General features: G+C 33.6%; 20 protein-coding genes. 4 read left to right on the top strand and 16 right to left on the bottom strand.

The genetic code is table 11. The annotated features are described in order from the left end of the window. Nucleotides 1–8: 8 nt before the first annotated feature. Genes ACFQU5_RS06955 through ACFQU5_RS06970 form a run of 4 tightly spaced genes read left to right on the top strand, consistent with a single transcriptional unit; the run spans nt 9 to nt 3,937 of the window. Entirely contained in the window at nt 9–1,136 is a 1,128-nt protein-coding gene (locus tag ACFQU5_RS06955; protein ID WP_390286102.1) for a DegT/DnrJ/EryC1/StrS family aminotransferase, read from the top strand. A 39-nt stretch (nt 1,137–1,175) separates the two neighbouring features. Next, nucleotides 1,176–2,141, top strand: a complete 966-nt coding sequence (locus ACFQU5_RS06960; RefSeq protein WP_390286104.1) for an NAD-dependent epimerase/dehydratase family protein — start codon at nt 1,176–1,178, stop codon at nt 2,139–2,141. 2 nt (nt 2,142–2,143) lie between these two features. After that, complete coding sequence (locus tag ACFQU5_RS06965) at nt 2,144–3,256, top strand: DegT/DnrJ/EryC1/StrS family aminotransferase (RefSeq protein WP_390286106.1); 1,113 nt, start codon at nt 2,144–2,146, stop codon at nt 3,254–3,256. 18 nt (nt 3,257–3,274) lie between these two features. Further along, a complete protein-coding gene (locus tag ACFQU5_RS06970; protein WP_390286108.1) occupies nt 3,275–3,937 on the top strand; it encodes a NeuD/PglB/VioB family sugar acetyltransferase in 663 nt (220 codons plus the stop codon). 338 nt (nt 3,938–4,275) lie between these two features. Here ACFQU5_RS06970 and ACFQU5_RS06975 read toward each other — a convergent pair whose 3' ends face one another. From ACFQU5_RS06975 to ACFQU5_RS07050, 16 genes are all read right to left on the bottom strand, one after another. Continuing rightward, nucleotides 4,276–5,037: an AglZ/HisF2 family acetamidino modification protein gene (locus ACFQU5_RS06975; RefSeq protein ID WP_390286110.1), complete on the bottom strand. Its 762-nt coding sequence runs from the start codon at nt 5,035–5,037 to the stop codon at nt 4,276–4,278. A 165-nt stretch (nt 5,038–5,202) separates the two neighbouring features. Next, complete coding sequence (hisH, locus tag ACFQU5_RS06980; RefSeq protein ID WP_390286112.1) at nt 5,203–5,811, bottom strand: imidazole glycerol phosphate synthase subunit HisH; 609 nt, start codon at nt 5,809–5,811, stop codon at nt 5,203–5,205. 2 nt (nt 5,812–5,813) lie between these two features. Next, on the bottom strand, nt 5,814–7,001 hold the full coding sequence (locus tag ACFQU5_RS06985) for an N-acetyl sugar amidotransferase (RefSeq protein WP_390286114.1): 1,188 nt from the start codon (nt 6,999–7,001) through the stop codon (nt 5,814–5,816). Between the two features lie 144 nt (nt 7,002–7,145). After that, the gene (locus tag ACFQU5_RS06990; RefSeq protein ID WP_390286116.1) at nt 7,146–10,115 is read right to left on the bottom strand and encodes a glycosyltransferase; all 2,970 of its coding nucleotides are present in this window, start codon (nt 10,113–10,115) and stop codon (nt 7,146–7,148) included. Then, complete coding sequence (locus ACFQU5_RS06995; protein ID WP_390286118.1) at nt 10,108–10,437, bottom strand: hypothetical protein; 330 nt, start codon at nt 10,435–10,437, stop codon at nt 10,108–10,110. Before ACFQU5_RS06995 ends, ACFQU5_RS06990 begins: the two co-directional genes overlap by 8 nt. A gap of 74 nt (nt 10,438–10,511) precedes the next feature. Next, nucleotides 10,512–11,645: a flagellin N-terminal helical domain-containing protein gene (locus ACFQU5_RS07000; RefSeq protein WP_390286120.1), complete on the bottom strand. Its 1,134-nt coding sequence runs from the start codon at nt 11,643–11,645 to the stop codon at nt 10,512–10,514. Between the two features lie 160 nt (nt 11,646–11,805). Then, the gene (gene csrA / locus ACFQU5_RS07005) at nt 11,806–12,024 is read right to left on the bottom strand and encodes a carbon storage regulator CsrA (protein ID WP_390286122.1); all 219 of its coding nucleotides are present in this window, start codon (nt 12,022–12,024) and stop codon (nt 11,806–11,808) included. After that, a complete protein-coding gene (fliW, locus tag ACFQU5_RS07010; RefSeq protein ID WP_390286124.1) occupies nt 12,025–12,459 on the bottom strand; it encodes a flagellar assembly protein FliW in 435 nt (144 codons plus the stop codon). Nucleotides 12,460–12,474: 15 nt separating this feature from the next. Next, the gene (locus tag ACFQU5_RS07015; protein ID WP_390286126.1) at nt 12,475–13,026 is read right to left on the bottom strand and encodes a DUF6470 family protein; all 552 of its coding nucleotides are present in this window, start codon (nt 13,024–13,026) and stop codon (nt 12,475–12,477) included. 61 nt (nt 13,027–13,087) lie between these two features. Beyond that, nucleotides 13,088–14,089, bottom strand: a complete 1,002-nt coding sequence (gene flgL, locus ACFQU5_RS07020) for a flagellar hook-associated protein FlgL (protein ID WP_390286129.1) — start codon at nt 14,087–14,089, stop codon at nt 13,088–13,090. A 52-nt stretch (nt 14,090–14,141) separates the two neighbouring features. Then, on the bottom strand, nt 14,142–15,809 hold the full coding sequence (gene flgK, locus ACFQU5_RS07025) for a flagellar hook-associated protein FlgK (RefSeq protein ID WP_390286131.1): 1,668 nt from the start codon (nt 15,807–15,809) through the stop codon (nt 14,142–14,144). Between the two features lie 47 nt (nt 15,810–15,856). After that, nucleotides 15,857–16,357, bottom strand: coding sequence for a flagellar protein FlgN (locus ACFQU5_RS07030; RefSeq protein WP_390286133.1), 501 nt, complete (start codon nt 16,355–16,357; stop codon nt 15,857–15,859). Between the two features lie 33 nt (nt 16,358–16,390). Further along, nucleotides 16,391–16,654, bottom strand: a complete 264-nt coding sequence (gene flgM / locus ACFQU5_RS07035; RefSeq protein WP_390286135.1) for a flagellar biosynthesis anti-sigma factor FlgM — start codon at nt 16,652–16,654, stop codon at nt 16,391–16,393. Between the two features lie 167 nt (nt 16,655–16,821). Further along, nucleotides 16,822–17,232: a TIGR03826 family flagellar region protein gene (locus tag ACFQU5_RS07040; protein ID WP_390286137.1), complete on the bottom strand. Its 411-nt coding sequence runs from the start codon at nt 17,230–17,232 to the stop codon at nt 16,822–16,824. A 106-nt stretch (nt 17,233–17,338) separates the two neighbouring features. After that, the gene (locus ACFQU5_RS07045; RefSeq protein ID WP_390286139.1) at nt 17,339–17,950 is read right to left on the bottom strand and encodes a ComF family protein; all 612 of its coding nucleotides are present in this window, start codon (nt 17,948–17,950) and stop codon (nt 17,339–17,341) included. After that, nucleotides 17,937–19,379 (bottom strand): ATP-dependent helicase ComFA, encoded by a 1,443-nt coding sequence (locus ACFQU5_RS07050; protein WP_390286141.1) that lies wholly within the window; start codon nt 19,377–19,379, stop codon nt 17,937–17,939. Before ACFQU5_RS07050 ends, ACFQU5_RS07045 begins: the two co-directional genes overlap by 14 nt. Nucleotides 19,380–19,388 lie beyond the last annotated feature (9 nt).

The following is a 19,388-nucleotide window of genomic DNA, read 5'->3' on the forward strand; positions in this document are numbered from 1 at the left end:
TTAGAACTTTGGAATTTAGAGATTTGAAAGCACAGTACCAAACATACAAAGCGGAAATAGATTCTGCAATTCAAACGGTATTAAATGACGCCAATTTTATAGGTGGTAAAGAAGTAACAGAACTGGAAGAACAACTAGCAGACTACATAGGTGTCAAACATTGTATCACGTGTGCAAATGGAACAGACGCTATGTCCCTTGTATTAATGGCTTGGGGGATCAAAGAAGGTGATGCTGTTTTCGTACCGGATTTCACCTTCTTCTCAACAGGTGAAGTTGTTGCTTTTAGCGGGGCAACACCAGTTTTTGTTGATGTCGATAGAGATACATTTAATATCGATCCTATAAAACTAGAAAATACTATTCTAAAAACCCTCGAGGAAGGAAAACTAACTCCGAGGGTAATAATCCCTGTTGATTTGTTTGGCTTACCAGCAAATTATCCTGAAATCGAAAAAATTGCAATAAAATATAATTTATTAGTTTTAGAAGACGCTGCTCAAGGGTTTGGTGGACATATTAATGGGAAAAAAGCAGGTAGTTTCGGGAATGCTGCAACCACTTCATTCTTTCCAGCTAAACCTTTAGGATGCTATGGGGACGGAGGAGCAATATTTACGAATGACGAAGACTTAGCTGATTTAATTAACTCATTAAAAATACACGGAAAAGGTGAAAATAAGTACGACAATGTACGAATCGGTGTTAATTCTAGGCTGGACAGTATTCAAGCAGCAATTCTAAAAGTAAAATTAAAAGCCTTTACCGATCACGAGTTAGATGATGTCAATCACGTATATAAACTGTATACTGAAAGATTAAATGGTATTGTAGAAACTCCTATTATTCCTGGGGGATACTACTCTAGTTTTGCCCAATATACAATTAAATTAAAAAGTAAAAAAGAACGAGATGGTTTACAGTCTTTTCTGAAAGAACATGGCATTCCAAGTATGGTGTATTATATTAAGCCTTTGCATAAGCAAGGAGCATTTACAAATCTGATATATGACAATACTGTATTTACAGTTAGTAATGAGATTTGTGATTCTGTATTATCCCTTCCTATGCATCCTTATACTAAACCAAATGAAATCGAATATATTTGTGAAATAATTACTAAATACTTTAGTTAATAACTAAAACTAATTACATAATAAGAAGGGTTCGTTAAAATGAATAAAACAAAAATAAAAAATAATACCATTTTCATTACAGGAGGTGCAGGATTTATTGGCTCCACACTAGCTGAAGAACTAATAGAAAACAATAAAGTTATTATTTATGATACTTTCAATCGTGACGCGTTAAAAAATAAAAATTTTAAAGGTCATCCTAACTTAACTGTAATTAAAGGGGACATCTTAGATTTAGAGCATTTAAAAGAAAGTATTTTAGGATCAAATTATGTTATTCATTGTGCTGGAATTGCAGGAATAGATACTGTTATAAAAAACCCAGTAAAAACAATGCAAGTAAATATGATAGGATCCTCAAATTTACTAGAAGCAGCTAGAACTCTTGATGACTGTAAGCGTGTTGTATGCTTTAGTACAAGCGAAGTATTCGGACAATTAGCGTTTAAATCTGAAGAAACAAGTCCGACAGTTTTAGGTGCTGTTGGAGAAGCTCGTTGGACATATGCTGTAAGTAAACTTGCTGAAGAACATATGGCCTATGCTTATTATAAACAATATAATTTACCAACAGTAACAGTTAGACCCTTTAATGTATATGGACCTAGTCAAGTTGGAGAAGGAGCTCTTAGAACTTTTATTTTGAAAGCATTGAAAAACGAAGATATTGAAATTCATGGAGATGGTACACAAATCAGAGCATGGTGTTATGTAGATGATATGGTTGAGGGAGTAATTAAATCATTAGTTTATGATGAAGCTATCGGTGAATCATTTAATATTGGTAACTCTAGAACTGTAACTACTATCTATGGTTTAGCAAATACCATAATTAGAGTTCTAAACTCAAACTCGAGAATAATTTTCACTCAAAAACATTCTGCTGATATAGAACTACGTATTCCACAAATTGACAAAGCCAAGAATTTATTGGATTTTGAAGCAAAGGTTGATTTAGAAGAAGGTATTTTAAAGACAGCAGAATATTTTAAAGGAATAGATTAACTATGATTAAATTATCACAACCTATTATTAGTGAAGAAGCAATCCAAGATGTCTCTGAAGTATTAAGATCAGGTATGCTTGTTCAGGGTCAACATGTTAAAGAGTTTGAAGAAGGGTTAAAAGACTACATTGGTACACAAGGAGTTTTAGCTGTGTCTAGTGGTACTGCTGCATTACATGTAGCACTAGCAGCACTTGATATCGGTGAAAATGATGCAGTCTTAGTCCCTGCATTTACCTATCCGGCAACTGCAAATGTAGTTGAGATTCAAAAAGCTAAAACAGTGTTAGTAGATGTTGATCCATTTACTTATAATATAGATCCAGAAAAACTTGAAGAATCGATTCTTAATTATAAGGATAAAGAAAGACTAAGAGCGATTATTGTTGTGCATGAATTTGGGGCACCAGCAAATATGACTAAAATTTTGGAGATTGCTTATAAATTCCAACTATTTGTAATTGAAGATGCAGCCTGTGCTCTAGGTACCAAATGGAATGAACAACATGTTGGTACATTTGGGGATATTGGATGCTTCTCTTGCCACCCAAGAAAAGCAATTACCACAGGTGAAGGCGGTGTTGTAGTTACTAACAATCCACAACTTTTAAAAAAAATGAATTTACTTCGTAACCATGGGGTTATTAAAGAAGCTGATGGTACCATGGATTTTATATTACCTGGCTTCAATTATAGAATGACAGAATTCCAAGCAGTTTTAGGAACACATCAACTTAAAACCTTTAATAGTTGGCTTGCTCAGAGAAAAATCTTAGTGGATTATTACCTTAAGCAATTAAAAGGTGATAAAAGTATCCAACTTCCGAAACCTTTTGAGGGACATGCCTGGCAAACATTTATGGTAGTAATTAATTCTAATATTAAGAGAGCTGAAATTATTAAAAACCTGAAACTGAAAAACATAGAAACAAACCTTGGAGCGCAAGCTATTCACATGCTTTCATATTATAGAGATAAATATAATTTTGATTCAAACGATTATCCTGTTGCAAAGAATCTTTTTGAATCAGGATTAGCACTTCCCTTACATTCAGAATTAAGTATTAATGAAATTCAGTATATTTGTGATAACTTGAAATCATTAATATATTAATTTAAAAATAGGAGAATTATGATTAAAAAAATTATTATTTTTGGAACAGGCGGAAACTGCATAGATATACTTGATATTATCAATGATATAAATAAAACTAAATTCACTTACCATTGTTCTGGTTTTTTGGATGATAATCCAGAACAATGGGGTAAAACAATCTACGGAGTAAAAGTACTTGGTCCACTAAGTGATGCAATTAAATACCAAACTAATCATTTCTTTATTAATGGTATAGGAAGTGAAAGAAATTTTTATTATAAGGAAAATATACTCACGGGAACACAGATACCAATAGAACGATTTGAAACCTTAATACACCCATCTGCGAGTGTATCGAGAATGTCATCTCTAGGTAAGGGTAGTGTTGTTTTCCAAAATGTAACGATTACATCAAATGTGAGAGTCGGGAACCATGTTATTATTCTCCCAAATTCAGTGCTAAATCATGATGTTATTATTAAAGACTATACATGTATCGCAAGCGGAGTTAACATTTCAGGTGGTGTAACAGTCAATAGTTCTTGTTACTTAGGTACAAATAGTTCAATTATCGGTAGTGTAGAAATAGGGGAAAATTCATTAATTGGAATGGGGAGTAATGTTTTAACAGATGTTAAGGAAAATTCTGTAATGGTCGGGAACCCTGCTATAAAATTACGAAGCACTCTAAACAAGTGAGCCTACAACAATGCCTACCTAATAGTTTAGGTAGGCATTGTTGTATCACTTATTTAGCTTTTTTGAATCGATAAATTCTTGTATCGAAATGTAGTAATCTCTTCTTTCTGTACATACTTGGATAATTACTTGATTTTAATTACACCAAGTTTTCACACTAGATTCCTACCCACTTGATTTGGATGTGTTACCTCATCTGTTTTGTATCTGGATATTGATAAAATGCATCGCATTAAAGTTGATGTGATTATCCCAAAATACGATAAAATTAGGTGGTGAGGGTTATTTAACTCTTACAATAATTAGAGCAACCGAAGCCTTAATTTTCTAGATAATACTCAAACAAGTTTACTTACTAATTTTTTCTTGTCAGGAAAATTAACTAATACCCCCATACCCTCACTTTGGAATGTGACCATACTACCCAAACCGACTGCAGAGGCTTTTCCAACTTTAACTGCATCTTCAATATGTTTTATATTTCCAGCACCACCATGAGCAATAACTGGAATACGAACAGAATCTGAAATTGATTTAACTAGAGATAAATCAAACCCCTTCCATGAACCTTCCCTATCAATATTTGTTAGCAAGATTTCACCAGCCCCTATTTCTTCTAGGTATTTAGTCCATTCTTTTATATTTACCTTTTGTTTCTTAGTACCTGAATGTGAATAGACTTCGTATCCTCTAAAAATACTTTTTCGAACATCTATCGAAACAATAACACTCTGATTTCCAAAAACATTTGCAATATCACTAACAATTTTAGGATTTTTGAAAAGAATACTGTTCAATACCACTTTTTCAAAACCCATCCTAAATAATCTTTCTGCCGTTTTTAATGAAGTTACCCCTCCACCATAGGATAGTGGCATAAAACATTCGCTAACAAGAGATTCGAGTACTTGATAATTTGGTTCCTTGTTCCCAATACTGGAAGTGATATCAAGTATCATCATCTCATCAACTTCTAATTCATTAAAGATACGACACGTGTTTAGTGGATCTCCTACATAGGTTAATTTATCAAATTCAACAGTTTTTACAAGCGAATTCTCTTTTAGCAATAAACAAGGTATTATTCGTGTACGTAGCATAATCTTATTATCCTTTCACATTAAACATCCATAAGTAAAATATCAATTAGTAGGGATTATAAACATCATCTCCTACTAATTGTTTATTTAATAAATTAAGCTGATTTTTATCTATAAAAATCTTAGTGCATTTAAAACAGTTATAGTACGAGAACACATCATAAGTTAAATTCCGGCGAAGTTCTCTAACAATTTCAGGCCATATTTATGACTTTTTTCAGGATGAAACTGTACACCATAAATATTGTCTTTGTAGATTCCAGAATCATATTCAATCCCATAATTAGTTTTCAACATTGAATGAACAGTTTCTTTCACTTTTACATAATAAGAATGAACAAAATAATATCGAAAATCTTCTTCGAAATCTCTTGTAAGTTGGCAGGAGTTGGAAATACCTACCAGATTCCATCCCATATGAGGGACCTTTAAATCTAAATTTTCGAAGCTGAATTTCTTGGTTTCTGCATCTATCCATCCGAACCCTCTATGTATTCCCTCTTCACTACCATTAGTTAATAGCTGCATACCCAAACAGATTCCTAGAATCGGTATTTTTTCTTCTATTACCTTTTCTTCTAATACCCCTTGAAGATCTAATTCTTTTATACGCTTCATTGCTGCATCAAAATGCCCTACACCAGGTAATAACAACTTTGTAGCCTGCTCAATTTCACTTCTTTCGGATGTTACAACTGTTTTAACACCTAAACGTTTAAACATATTAACTACTGAACCAACATTACCTAATCCATAATCAACAATTGTTATCATATTCAATACTTCCTTTGGGTCATATTATCTTTTGACGTATATTTGATATAAAAACTCATAGGAACAAGATTTGCTTTAGCTAACAAATAAAAAAGTGGTCTTAGTGCTTCAAATAGTGACTTATACGTTTTATAATTTTTATAGTTCTTGTTTGGAACATTCATAAGTTTCTCAAATTGCTCATCTGACAAACCCATTCTCTCTTTAAAATAATCAATAAGTCCATCTTCAATAAATGGAGGTTGATTATAGTATATATCAATAGCTTCATTCCTTGGCATTAATCTTGATCTCGCTGACGCAGCTAAACTTAAATTTCGATTATCAATTCCAAACTTATAATAGTTAAAATAGGAATGTTGAAAAGCAGTAATTCTGTTTTCCAGATGATGACCACCATAGTACTCCCAATTAAACTCATTTTGAAGGTAATTCCTTGCATCTTCTTTATTATAGTCTATATACCAAAAAGGACGAATCTTCTTAATTCTCTTCAGTAGCGTCCACTTCATCATTGCAGAAAAATTCATTAATGGATAGGTTTTCATCGGAAGTTTTCCAAAAAGTTTGTGTATCGACTTAATATACTTCCCATCAAAATACATACTTCCAATAGGTGCTATTCCTTCTGTAACAAAGGAGTGCCCTTCAATAACATATTTAACATTAAATTTTGCAGCCGCTCTGTACATTACTTCTGCCAATGCTAAATCAGTTGATGCATCAAGTTCAGGAACACCTGCCTTCATAAAAGATTGGAAAATATCATCTGCTTCTTTATTATCAACAACATATGTATAGAGATCTACATTAAGCTTTCCAAGAACCTTTCTAATATTCTCCGTTGCTATGGCAGTATTCCATGTATTATCGTAATGAACAGCTAAAGGTCTTAATCCCCACTCTATTAACTTAGCCAATAAGAATGAAGAATCTGTCCCTCCAGATACACCGATTACACAGTCATACTTCTTTCCTTTACCATCAATTTTGATTTGACTAATAATTCTTTCTAATTTTTTCTTTCCTTCTGGTTTACCTGTCTGATACTTTTCTAGAAAGTTTTCCATTGTATGACAAAAGTTACATACTCCATTATCATCAAAATAAATACCATTTACAGTTTCATCATAAATGCATCGACTGCAAATCTGCTTTTCTTTTCCTTTTTGTATAATTGTATTTCCCATTACATCCTCCAATAAATAATAATGCTTTTTATATGTGTGTTCTCTACTTATATTATCGTAAAAAAATGAATTTAGTTTATAAAAAAGAATCTAAAAAAGTTACCATTTAAAGGTAACTCTTTAGATAGTAAAGATAATATTAATCTACGCATTATATATATTCAATAAATCAAGTGCAATTTTTTTATGATCATGGTATTTTTCGACATATTTTCTTCCTTGAATACCTAACTCTTTACGCATTTCCCAGTCATTTATTAATAGCTCAACTTTTTCTTCTAGAGTATCTGGATTAGCAGATACTATTGGAATTTCTTTTGGATAAAAATCAGACATAAAGTCACTTATACTAGTAATAACAGGCTTCTCCATAGCCATTACTTCAAGTGATAAAATTCCATGTCCTAAACTGTGAAGCTCATCAATAATAATATCTGCACCGCGATATATCTCTTTGGCTTCATCATGAGACATATTTTTTACCAATTTATATTCAATATCATACTTTAGTTTTAAGTTTTCGATAACAGCATGAACTGTATTGGTGCCTTTAAAATCGGAAGAAGTTGGTGCATGAACGATAACAGGTTTAGTTTTTCTAAATTTAAAGTTTGGAGTAGGACTATATTGACTTATATCTAAAGCTTGTCTAACAAAATGAACACGTTTATAAAAATCTTTTACATATTCATATAATTCAGCATCACCAACAATACAATCATCAATGTAGTTTCCTAAGTATTCTAATTGATTAATAATATATGCTTCATTTTCATTTTTTGTTTTAGCATATGGCGTTAGCTTTTTCGCAGTCGACAACAACCTAACATCTGAACCCCAGTTATGCATAAATATCTTTTTATTAGATTCCTTTAATAATGGGATATCCGATAAATTAGTTAATAAAGACCTATTATAATGAAAATGGAATATATCAAATGTATCAATTGCTGATTCAAGTATTTTTTGTGTTTCAGCAGTTTTATTTTCTAATTTCATTAGATCAATTAGATTCGCATTTCCATAACTTAAATAGCTAGGATAATAATCTAATGCAGTAGCTGTTACATTTTCTAAATGGTTTAAACCATTTACCAAGGTATTCATTTGTCCAGCAATTTCAATAGTACCATGTAGTACTTTGATACTTTTTTGATTTTTCATATAATTAAAAGAATCACGAACTTCTTCGACTTTTATCTCTTCTTTTATAGAATTCACTATCATCGTTAAAAATGTAGCAAAATATGGATATACTTCTCCAGCTTCTTTAAGGTATTTTAATGCTAATGATTTATTTCCATTCTTTTGATGTATTGAGTATAAGTACATTATCATTAAAAACTTTTCTTCGCTATTTTCATTTGTATTATAGATTAATCTTATTCGATCAATATTATATCTGAAATTGATATTTTCTATTCCCTTTTCAATATATTTATAAAAAATATCTTTTAAATTTTCAATTGTATTCATTGGTTTAATTTTGATTTCTTCAATTTCTGATAAAAGTATCACATTGGCTATTGCTAAAAATATTCTATTATTTTGGAAATCATTAAATCTAAAATCAGTTCTTAAGCTGTTAATAAAATAATCTATTTTATTTTCATTATCTATTAACACTTTTACTATTTTTTTCATTGTAACATTATCAAGCTTTTTGAAAAATTTATACAAGATATTACTATTAATTAAGTACTTAACAAATTCGATTATTACATCATCCGAATATTTAATGATGTCATATTGATTTATAAAATCTATTAGATGTTTAGTTGGACTATTAGATAATCTAATCAGATTAAGTAATCCAAAATCTCCGTCAAGAGAAGAAAACAATTGTTCCATCTCCATTTTATCTTTATCACTTAAATCCTTCTTTAATGTTTCTAAGTAGTTTATAAATGGATAAACTTGTTCACTCTCTACTGAATTATAAACATCAACTAAACCAGAATAATTTCCATCTACAATCATTAATTGGGACAACACTTTATATCTTAAAATTTTATTGCCTGTTTCCTTAAGGTACCTATTATAATTGTCAATATTTTTTCCAATCATTAATGGGTCTTTATAGATAGTTGAGACGACACGATTTAATGTTCTCTCAAAACTAGTCTCTTCAAGTGAATACATTTCAACAGCTGTAAAGCGAGATACATCTAACTCGTTTTTATTATATTTAATATATAATTCGAAATATTTTTCTAAATATTCTAGTCCTTTTTCATTTTCTTTTAAATCTAAATATGCATGTCCTATGTAATAATATAAATCTAAGTAATTTTCGCTATATCTTATTCCTTCTTTACCTATTTCAATAACATCCTTATACTTTTTAGCATATAACGCCATACGAGCAAATTCACCAAAAACATAATATCTATGAACAATTAGCTCTTTATCTTGACTTTTCATATCTTTATATGCTTTCGTGATTTCCTCCAACGCAACAACATACTCACCATGCATCATGTAAGATCGAGCTAATTGGAAACGATAGTAAACATTTTCAGGTTCTCTCTCCAACTCTTTCCTTAACATATTTGCAGTTCTTTCAAACTTTTTTTCCATTAGCTCCTTATCATCATTAATATACCCATAATGTTTAAGCCAAATATCTGTATTTAGTACTGGATGTTGATAGATTGGTTGATTATGAATGGTCCCTCTATATTGGAATTTTCCATCATTTTTAAATAAGCGTTCTTGAATATGAGTTACACATTTTTTTCCTTCACTTGACAATAAATGCTTCTCTCGAATTCTAATTGTTTTAAAATTATTAATATTATTACTTTCTATTAAAGCAATTAGTTTTTCAGGGGTTTCTAATTCTTCGTCAGCATCAATAATAAATATCCAATCTCCAACTGCATAAGAAAGAGAAATATTTCTCATATCCGAAAAGTTTCCACTCCACTCGTGAAAATAAACTTGATTTGTATATTCTTTTGCAATATCAATGGTGTTATCTGATGATCCCGTATCAACAATAATTAATTCCGTATAATTACGATTTAATAACGGCGTTAAACTTTCTAAACATCTACGTAAATTTTTTTCCTCATCCTTGACAATCATACAGATACTAATTTTCTTAGTCATTTGCTATACATCCATCCCAATAAACTAATAGTGGTTTAATTTCAAACTGTAGAATTTCTTCAACGAAAAGAAAATCTTGACTTCCAATTTTTTCCAATAGTAGTTCAACTTTTTCATTAAATAAATCCATATCAAAATCTACAATATTTCTTTGAGATAAAATTATTGTTACTTCTGTTAACATGGATAAATCTTCTAGCCAAAATTTCAAACGCTCTTCTTCATTGTTTTTAATATTTTGACACACATCATCGACTCGGAAAATCAAATTCTTAATTAATTCCTTTAAAGAAATTTTTAGTTCTAATAATTGAATATCCATAATATCGTCCTTTAAAAAAAGCTGACTAAATTATTAGTCAGCCTTATTATTTATAATTTATTATAAAATATTTATTATTGTAATAATTGAAGTACTGCTTGTGGTTTTTGGTTAGCTTGAGCCAACATAGCTTGTGAAGCTTGAGCCAAGATAGATTCTTTTGTTTGGTTCATCATTTCTTTAGCCATATCAACATCACGGATACGAGATTCTGCTGCTGTTAAGTTCTCAGATGAAGTACCTAAGTTGTTAATAGTGTGCTCTAATCGGTTTTGGAAAGCACCTAATTTTGAACGTTGAGCCGAAACTGATTCAATCGCATGATTAATAGCAGAAATTGAAGCTTCAGAAGCTTGAGAACTACTTACGTTAATTTTATTAACTTTAAGTGCAGTTGCATCCATATCTCCAATTGAAACTTTCATTGTTTGTGAAGAGTTTGCACCGATTTGGTAAGTTAATGAATTATCAGCTAATTCCGAAACCGCTTTACGTGTAGTGAAAGTTGCTTCCTCACCAATTGATCCAGAGCTTAAAGCAGAGCCAAGTGTAACTACAGCATCACCAATAGTAATAGCCGTACCGTTTGAACCAGTAACTGTACCTGTGTTACCTTCTTCATCTCTCCAAGTGAATGTGTAAGTACCTGATGCAGTTGCAGAACTAATCTCTACATTATATGTGTGATCAGCGCTAACTGTAGCAGTTGCACCTGAAATAGAAGCGAAAACAGTTTCATTAGATCTTTCATCAAACTTAACAGATTGAGCTGCATCTGTAACTCCTTTTAAGTCACCGTTAAGTAGTTTTTTTGTATTGAACTCAGTAGTATTTGCAATACGATCGATTTCTTCTACTAATTGATCTACTTCTTTTTGAAGTTCTTTACGGTCTGTATCAGTGTTTGTATCGTTAGACGCTTGCACAGCTAATTCACGCATACGTTGTAAGATTGAGTGAGTTTCGTTTAATGCACCTTCAGCTGTTTGGATTAAAGAGATACCATCTTGTGCGTTTGAAGAAGCTTGGTCTAAACCACGAACTTGAGCACGCATTTTTTCAGAGATTGCTAAACCTGCAGCATCGTCTCCTGCACGGTTAATACGTAAACCAGAAGATAATTTCTCCATAGATTTAGCTTGGTTGTTGTTTGCAATACCTAATTGACGGCTTGTGTTTAAAGCTGCGATATTATGATTAATTCTCATTATTTGTTCCTCCCTGGAATCGATTGCCCACATCCTTGTGGGCAGCTATTTTTATAGACAAGGAATCTAGCCGGCCGTACTATTCATCCTTGCTTACATAATTAATATCGGAGGATGTATAGGATGTTTAATAGTTTTTTATAATAAATTTTTATTAGTATTATTTACTACTTCTATCATTAAATAGACTAAAATTCTTAATTACTGCTTCAGTATTAGATGCTGACACATCTTCCCTTAGTTCTCCACGGATAATATCGACATTTCGAGGTGCACGGATGCCAATCTTTACTTGTTCACCTTTCACTTCAGATATAACGATTTCAACTTCTTCCCCTATCCAAATCGTTTCTCCAGCTTTTCTCGATAGGATTAACATTTATACACCTCTTTCTGTACCGATTCGGTGACGCGTTGTGTATTCCTCTTTATCTAAGATGACTTGCTTCGCCTTATTGTTCGTCTTGTTGATAATAATTGGAGCTTTTAAATTAATGGTTGAATTGGGGATTGTATCTTTTAATGAAACAATCGAATAAACTGCAACTTCTTGTTCTTCTTGTATTTCTAGTGAATGGACAATGGATTCCTCTAAATTAAAACTATAGTCTAAAATTATATATGCTGGATCTATGACAACAAAGGCCAGGGTATGATTGTTTACCGATTGCAACATTTGAAAGGCACTTTGCTCATCGATTGATAACAGTATAAACTCTTTTTCTTCTTCAAATCCTGGAATGCCATGTTCAAACTTGATAATATTGCAAGGGTCAATTTCAATTTTCCCCAAATAATCTGTTTCAATAATCACTATTTCTATTCCCCCTTACACTAACCAATCAATTTTTAAGGAAGGATATTGTATTAAATCTACATTTACCTTTCCTGGTGTATAATTGTGAATTGGTTTATTGATTTTTGCATTTATAATCGGTTCTTTTGTTTGTACGTTTATATCAACTTCCGCTGGTTTATAGTCAAGTTTTACCTTTGCACTTGGTATAAATACAATTCCTAGAGATTTTGAGTTGGGTGATGTTTTGGACTTGGCAATAGATTGTAGTGCATTGTTGTTTTTTCCAATACTCATTAACTGACCCCCTTCTCTTGCCCTTCTTGCGATACCATCCAATAAGTCTTGATATCCCTTTTTTGCTGCCATTTTCTCTAATTCTTGTATTGTCTTAAATCCATATTCACTTCTAGCCTGTGACGCATCAATAAATAATTGACCCTTTTCTACACTTATAGATATTTCTGCTGAAGGTTGCTTGATTTGCAACTCAGCAGGTGGTTGCTGAATATGTTGTTTGGGTTGTTGTATGGACAAACCTACTTTTGCATCGGTTGATTGGATTAAGAGCTTTGGTATATTCAATTTATCTCACCCTTTAAAGAAAGCGTATGAACATATAAATGTACATACGCTTTTTTGAAAATTATCTTAAGAAATCCACTAAAGTTGCCTGTATAATTTTAGAACCCACAGACAATGCTGCATTGTGAATAGATTCCTGTGTAATCATATTCGTTATAGCTTCTTCATAGTCGATATCTTCATTTTTTGACATTTGTTCTGTAACATTTATTCTATGTGTAGAAAGACGACTCTCCATCATTTCCACACGATTCTGACGGGCACCCACATCGGCACGATTCTCCAATACTTTATTTTGTACTTCAGATAAAGTATCATCTGTCCCATCTGCTAACCCACCTAAGAAATTACCAATTTCTTCACCATCAGCTTCTTCTAATGCGATTGAAATTTTTGACATTAGCTCATCCACTTTTTTAAATAAATCGACTGCATTGGATGTATTTACTTGTAATTGAATACCGTCAAACACTTCCATTTTTACCGCTCCATCTGCCGATGTAATCGGATCAGTTAAAGTAATTGGATTTCCATCAGCATCAACAGGATAAGTTTGATTTCCATTATTATCTAATTGCACTTGATTCAGTACACGATAGGATTTGCCATCATCCCCAACAGCCTCTACGTAGACAGGTTTATGGGTGTTTGTACCACTGAAAATATACTTGTCAGCAACTTTTGTATTCGCTACATCCTGAATTTGGGTACGGATTTGATTAATCTCGATTTGTATTTTTTTTCGATCATCGACAGTGTTTGTATCATTGGCAGCTTGTACCGCTAACTCCTTTACTCTCGTCATGGCATCCCCCACTTGGCCAAGTGCATCATCCGATGAATCCAACCAAGAATAAACTTGGGATATATTTCGATCAAATTGTTCAACTTTATTTAAATCTGTACGATAACTCATTCCTTTAATTGCAACAACAGGATCTTGAGACGGTTTTGTTATTTTTTTGCCTGTAGTAATTTGATTTTGCAATTCAGACATTTTACCGTAACTATTGCTTAAATTCCTCAACATGTTATTCGATAACATTGATTGTGTTACACGCATCGTGAGTACTCCTTCAACTTTAAAAATTCGCGGTGCTTAAATCTAAATATCTTTACAATCCAGCTCGACCCAGTCCATTAATAATTTTATCTAATGTTTCATCTATCACAGTAATCATCCGAGCATTAGCGTTATACGCTTGCTGGAAAGTAATCATATTTGTCATTTCTTCATCGAGAGACACGGAGCTCATAGATGACCGATTGTTTTCCACTGTCATGCGAATAGTTTCTGTATTGTAGTGCATCCGTTCTGCTTCTTGTCCATCTACACCTAGTTGTCCAATTAAACTTTCATAAAAACTTTGAAATGTTGCTCCATCTAAATCCATTCCAGCAAAATCTATGGATTCATCCAAGATTACTTCCGTTTGTTCATTCAATCCCAAGAATTGCAAGTTAGCCAATTCAATTGCCCAATTACCATTCCCCTCTTCATTTTCTTTACTTGAAGCAGCTAATAATGAAGGGTTTTTGATTATTAGATCAGTTACCTCTACTTTCCCATCGCTTGTTATTTGGAATACTTCAAATGTATTGAATGGTGCTCCATTTAGAGAAGAATCGTCTAATGGATGTCCAGCTTGATGTACCTTATTGAACGCATTCACAAAGGTATTCGCCAACTTACTTAGATCATTCAACATATTTGTATAATAACCTTCAAAATTAATAGAAGCGGTATAACTAACCGTTCCATCCATATTATTATTTGCATGTGTATAGCCGTACGAATCGATTAACGAAAGCAACTTCCCTTTTGAAGGTTGCAGATCATCATAAACAATGGCCTGTTGGTTGCTAGTTATTGTTCCAGATGTTTTATCAATCGTTTTATCAGTTGAAAAATGCGAGAAAAGTTTAAGTGGTTCTTCACCGGTAATTTCACCAGTTGCTCCATTTGAATCTACACCCATTGCAGATAATTGAACATACTCTTTCCCTTGTACAAGGACAATTTCGTTGCCATTTGTATCATTATATGAAATTGTATAGCTACCTTCAGCTATATCTAAGGCATTCCCACCAGATTTAACCGTTGACACAGAAACAGGGAGATATTCATTCAATTCATCTAGTAATGTATCTCGGGAATCATATAGATCATTTGGCATGTAGCCATTTGGCTCAATAGCTTGAATTTGTTTATTGATTTCTGCAATTTGCTTTACTATTGAATTAACACGATTTGTAGAAACATCTATCTCATTTCCTAAATTCCCTTGAATCTTTTTTAATTGAGTATCAAGGTAATTAAATGAATCTGCTAGAAGTTCCGCTCTTTGAATGGCCACTTTACGCGATGCGGCATCTTCCGGATTTGTACTTACATCTTGTAAAGAACTCCAGAATAGATTGAAGGCTTCATTGAGGCCATATTCAGATGGCTCCGCCATAATATCTTCCATTTGGGAAATGGCGTTTGTGCGGGATTCATAATAGCCTAATTTATTTGTTTCTTGTCTATATTGGCGATCGATAAATTGGTCGCGGATACGCTGCACAGATTCGGCTTCTACACCAGTACCGATGAATCCTGCTGTCATTGGAGCATTTAATCCAACACCAGGGTACCCTAATGTCGGTGACATATTAACACGTTGGCGAGAGTAGCCTAAAGTGTTGGCGTTTGATATATTATGACCTGTTGTATACAAAGCACTTTGCTGAGTATAAAGACCGCGTTTACTTGTTTCAAGTCCCATAAATGTGGAGCGCATGAAGACTCCTCCTTTAGTTATAAAATGAAATGTTGCATTTGTTCTGATTATGCCTGCGAATCAAACATTGATTTCTTTGGAGCCGTAGTTTCACCACGAGCTGATTTGCCCGAATAGTTGATTTCCTCCGGACGAGGTTGTAGCATATCCAACGACATATTTACAAATTGCAAGGATTGAAATACGAGTTTTTGGTTTAAATCATTCTGTTTTCGCAAGTCATCGATAACAGACATAAGTTGCTGGCTTATTTCATCTAATTGATGGCGTTCTTCTTCCAATTCAGCAGCTTCGATTACTCGAGCGACAGTTGGTGTGTCAGAAAGAGCAATTCCTTTTGCTCGAAGGTAATCCGTTACCATTTGCTGACGCTGTTTCTCAAGTACTTCGATTGCTGCTACATGTGATTGCTCGTTTTTAATGATGGTGTCGAGCCCATCCATGTCGCCCTTTTTGACAAGCTCGGTTTTTTGATTAGCAAGCTTAAGCAAACTTTGATGCATTTTTTCAAGCTTCTCTAAAATAGAGATAATTGGTCGGACAGACATAGTTTGAGCTCCTTTTTATTCATTGTGTCGTTTTTACTTACGATAGTAATTAAACATATCCTCAGCCACTCTTCGAGAATCTACTTGATAAGTACCCGATTTAATTTCTTCTTTGAGCTTTTGAATTTTTTGTGCGCGCTCAGAGTTATATGTTGAAGATGCTGACATTTCCTTAGCTGCAGATGAAATTTCGATTTTATCAGTAGAAACAGTACTTTTACTTTCAGCTGCTTTTAAACTTTTTTGTTGCTTGTTATATGGGTTAATTGAATTCACACCAAAAGATGTAATTTTCATCCTAATCCCTCCTTGCAGTTTTGTCTATATTGTTAATTTCGGTTTAAATTTAAAATTATTAACGGTTTCAATGAAAAAACTCACATTTAATGCTTTCTCACTATGAATTATATCTTATTAGTACAATTCATAGTAATTTAAGCATTTATGTGAGCTAAACCATTCACTTATTTCTTTTCAGATAAATAAGCTCCCTTTTCACTGTTAGCAATATTTTCTCTAAATTCTTTTGCCGCTTCGAAGGTACGTAAATCCGATTTCAATTCATCTTGACATTTTTCACAAAGCTTACCTTTGTTTGTAATATGTCCACAGTTGTCACATGGATACCCTAAATTTGGGAACATTGCTGGGTGGAGTCGATTTTTGCGAACCCATTTATAAAGTAGCTCTTCCTCTACCCCAGTCACTTCTACAATTCTTTCAACTGTTGCTGCACGATTTTCACGTTTACGTAGAAAGCTATACACAATTTGATACTTTTCATCTTCTTTTTGCACACATTTATGGCAAACATCCCTAATCCCTGTGAAGTTAAAGAATTCTCCACAAGTAGGACAATTTCGTAATTCAGCCATGCTGATTCCTCCGTTATTAAACACATATTTCATTTTGATTATTACTCTTACTCGATTCATCGGCTGATTTTAGAATTTCTTAACCGTTTTCACAGAAAGTTAATATTTACCTTCTAATCAATGTAAATGCAGTCACAGATTTCGCCCCGGCATCTAGTAAGATTTTCTTAGCTTGATTAATGGTCGTGCCAGTTGTGTAGATGTCATCGACTAGAATGAAGTCCTTATTTTGAGGGTAATGGCTCTCTTTTAGGGCAAATATTTGTGGGGCATTTAATCTTTCTTCTCGTGTTTTTCCTGCTTGAGACTCGGTTGTAAGTTTTTTGAGGTAATGTTCATAAGGAATGTTGGCTTCATTTAGAAGTTCATCAACGTGCGAGAATGTTCTTTCCTTTAGTTTCTCGGGGTGCAGGGAAATCGGGATAATGATTGCTTTTTTCTTAGACAGGTGATGGTGAATTTCGTGTCGGAAAACCTTTGCAAGAAGTACATCGTGCATGAATTTGTAGCGGTGTAAGTAATCTTTCATTTGATTGTTATATTTATAAAGTGAGATGAGGGATTCGACGTCGGCTTGGGCTCCGTAGGGTTCAAACTTCTCTTCACAATGTAGACAAATAGTTCTCGGAAACTGATTTGTTAATAGCATTTTCCAAGAAACCGGCTCATCAAGAGGACCATTGCATAATAGACAGTTTTGTACTTCATAACGCTTCATTTTTACCAAACCCTTCTTTATTAAGTCTAAGAATTTCATTGCGTGCTTCATCCATTTCAGCCGTGATGCCATGATGGAAAAATACAATATCTCCTTTTGGAAATGCTACATTTCGTCCAACTCGCCCACTAATTTGAATAAGGGCACTAGATGTGAAGATCTTAGATTCTGCACCTACAACCGCTACCTGAACGTTTTTGATGGTGATGCCTCTTTCCAGGATTGTTGTTGTGAGGAGGCCCGGTATTTCTTCGTTTCGAAGTTTCATTACCTTCTCCTTCCGATTGGCATCTTCCGCATGAACACTCACTATATCTTCGTTTAGTTGTTGAAATAGCGGAAGGGCCAGCTGCATTAACTGGATGGTTGGGAAGAAAATGAGGAAAGGTTCTTTATTTGATAGTTTTGTTTCGCTCCATTCTAAAAGCTTTCGCGGGATTCTTCCCTTTTTAATCACCTTGTCATATGACCATAGGGACTCGTACCGCGGAACCGGCAACGGATGTTCATGATATCTCTTTGGAATAAAGGAGTAGCCCCAGTTTTCTTTTTTCATTCTTGCTAGGATTTGTGGAGATGGTGTAGCTGTGACTAAAGCGATTGGTGCACGCTCTTTCTTTACTTTGTATACTGCTTTTTGTAGAGCTTGATCAAAAGTATAAGGAAACGCGTCGGCTTCATCGACAATGACGACATCGAAGGCATCCTCGAACCGAAAGAGTTGATGCGTTGTTGAGAGTACTAATTGAGGGAAGCCTGTTTGTTGAGGTGAGTTGCCGTATAAGGCGTGTAAAGTGGTATTTGGAAATACTTTTTGAAAACGAGGGAATAGTTCTAGTACTACATCTGTGCGGGGTGTAGCAATACATACTCGTAGCCCCCTATTTAAAGCATTAAGAACGGCTGGAAACAGAATCTCAGTTTTCCCTGCTCCACAGACTGCATGGATTAGGTGATTGCGTCTATGTTTTATGCTATTTGTGAGCTGGTTGGCTGCCTCATTTTGAGCTTCAGTGAAAGTACCGTTCCAATCTAAAATATGATTTTTGTGCGTGAGTGGCTGTGGTCCATTCCATGTGATCAACTCCGTGCAGCTTGTCACACGCCCCATGTTGATACAATGCCTGCAGTAGACACACTGTTCCTCACATTTTGCGCAATTGTATAGAATGAATTCTAGTTGGATTTCATTTCGACAACGATTACAGGTGAAATGTTGTCCTTGGAAGATGAGCCCTTTCTTTTTGATTGTAAGGCCTGGTTTTGTAGTAAAGTAGTTTCGGAGAATATAAGTGTCAATTTTTGTTTGCGTGAATGGAGTATTCTTACGCGTCCAGATTCGTCCGGAAAAGAAATCACGGATTTGGGGTTCGATAATGATTCCTCGATAGGTTGCGTACTTATAAGCTTTAGATAGTTTAAAAATCATTTTTCAGCT

The sequence above is a fragment of the Ureibacillus sp. GCM10028918 genome (genome assembly GCF_042666115.1).
GTDB lineage: Bacteria > Bacillota > Bacilli > Bacillales_A > Planococcaceae > Ureibacillus.

Bases quoted from the DNA above. Each gene is read 5' to 3' on its own strand.
- ACFQU5_RS06960 (WP_390286104.1), top strand. From the start codon at position 1,176: ATGAATAAAACAAAAATAAAAAATAATACCATTTTCATTACAGGAGGT.
- ACFQU5_RS06965 (WP_390286106.1), top strand. From the start codon at position 2,144: ATGATTAAATTATCACAACCTATTATTAGTGAAGAAGCAATCCAAGAT.
- ACFQU5_RS06970 (WP_390286108.1), top strand. From the start codon at position 3,275: ATGATTAAAAAAATTATTATTTTTGGAACAGGCGGAAACTGCATAGAT.
- ACFQU5_RS06975 (WP_390286110.1), bottom strand. From the start codon at position 5,037: ATGCTACGTACACGAATAATACCTTGTTTATTGCTAAAAGAGAATTCG.
- hisH (WP_390286112.1), bottom strand. From the start codon at position 5,811: ATGATAACAATTGTTGATTATGGATTAGGTAATGTTGGTTCAGTAGTT.
- ACFQU5_RS06985 (WP_390286114.1), bottom strand. From the start codon at position 7,001: ATGGGAAATACAATTATACAAAAAGGAAAAGAAAAGCAGATTTGCAGT.
- ACFQU5_RS06990 (WP_390286116.1), bottom strand. From the start codon at position 10,115: ATGACTAAGAAAATTAGTATCTGTATGATTGTCAAGGATGAGGAAAAA.
- ACFQU5_RS06995 (WP_390286118.1), bottom strand. From the start codon at position 10,437: ATGGATATTCAATTATTAGAACTAAAAATTTCTTTAAAGGAATTAATT.
- ACFQU5_RS07000 (WP_390286120.1), bottom strand. From the start codon at position 11,645: ATGAGAATTAATCATAATATCGCAGCTTTAAACACAAGCCGTCAATTA.
- csrA (WP_390286122.1), bottom strand. From the start codon at position 12,024: ATGTTAATCCTATCGAGAAAAGCTGGAGAAACGATTTGGATAGGGGAA.
- flgL (WP_390286129.1), bottom strand. From the start codon at position 14,089: ATGCGTGTAACACAATCAATGTTATCGAATAACATGTTGAGGAATTTA.
- flgK (WP_390286131.1), bottom strand. From the start codon at position 15,809: ATGCGCTCCACATTTATGGGACTTGAAACAAGTAAACGCGGTCTTTAT.
- ACFQU5_RS07030 (WP_390286133.1), bottom strand. From the start codon at position 16,357: ATGTCTGTCCGACCAATTATCTCTATTTTAGAGAAGCTTGAAAAAATG.
- flgM (WP_390286135.1), bottom strand. From the start codon at position 16,654: ATGAAAATTACATCTTTTGGTGTGAATTCAATTAACCCATATAACAAG.
- ACFQU5_RS07040 (WP_390286137.1), bottom strand. From the start codon at position 17,232: ATGGCTGAATTACGAAATTGTCCTACTTGTGGAGAATTCTTTAACTTC.
- ACFQU5_RS07045 (WP_390286139.1), bottom strand. From the start codon at position 17,950: ATGAAGCGTTATGAAGTACAAAACTGTCTATTATGCAATGGTCCTCTT.
- ACFQU5_RS07050 (WP_390286141.1), bottom strand. From the start codon at position 19,379: ATGATTTTTAAACTATCTAAAGCTTATAAGTACGCAACCTATCGAGGA.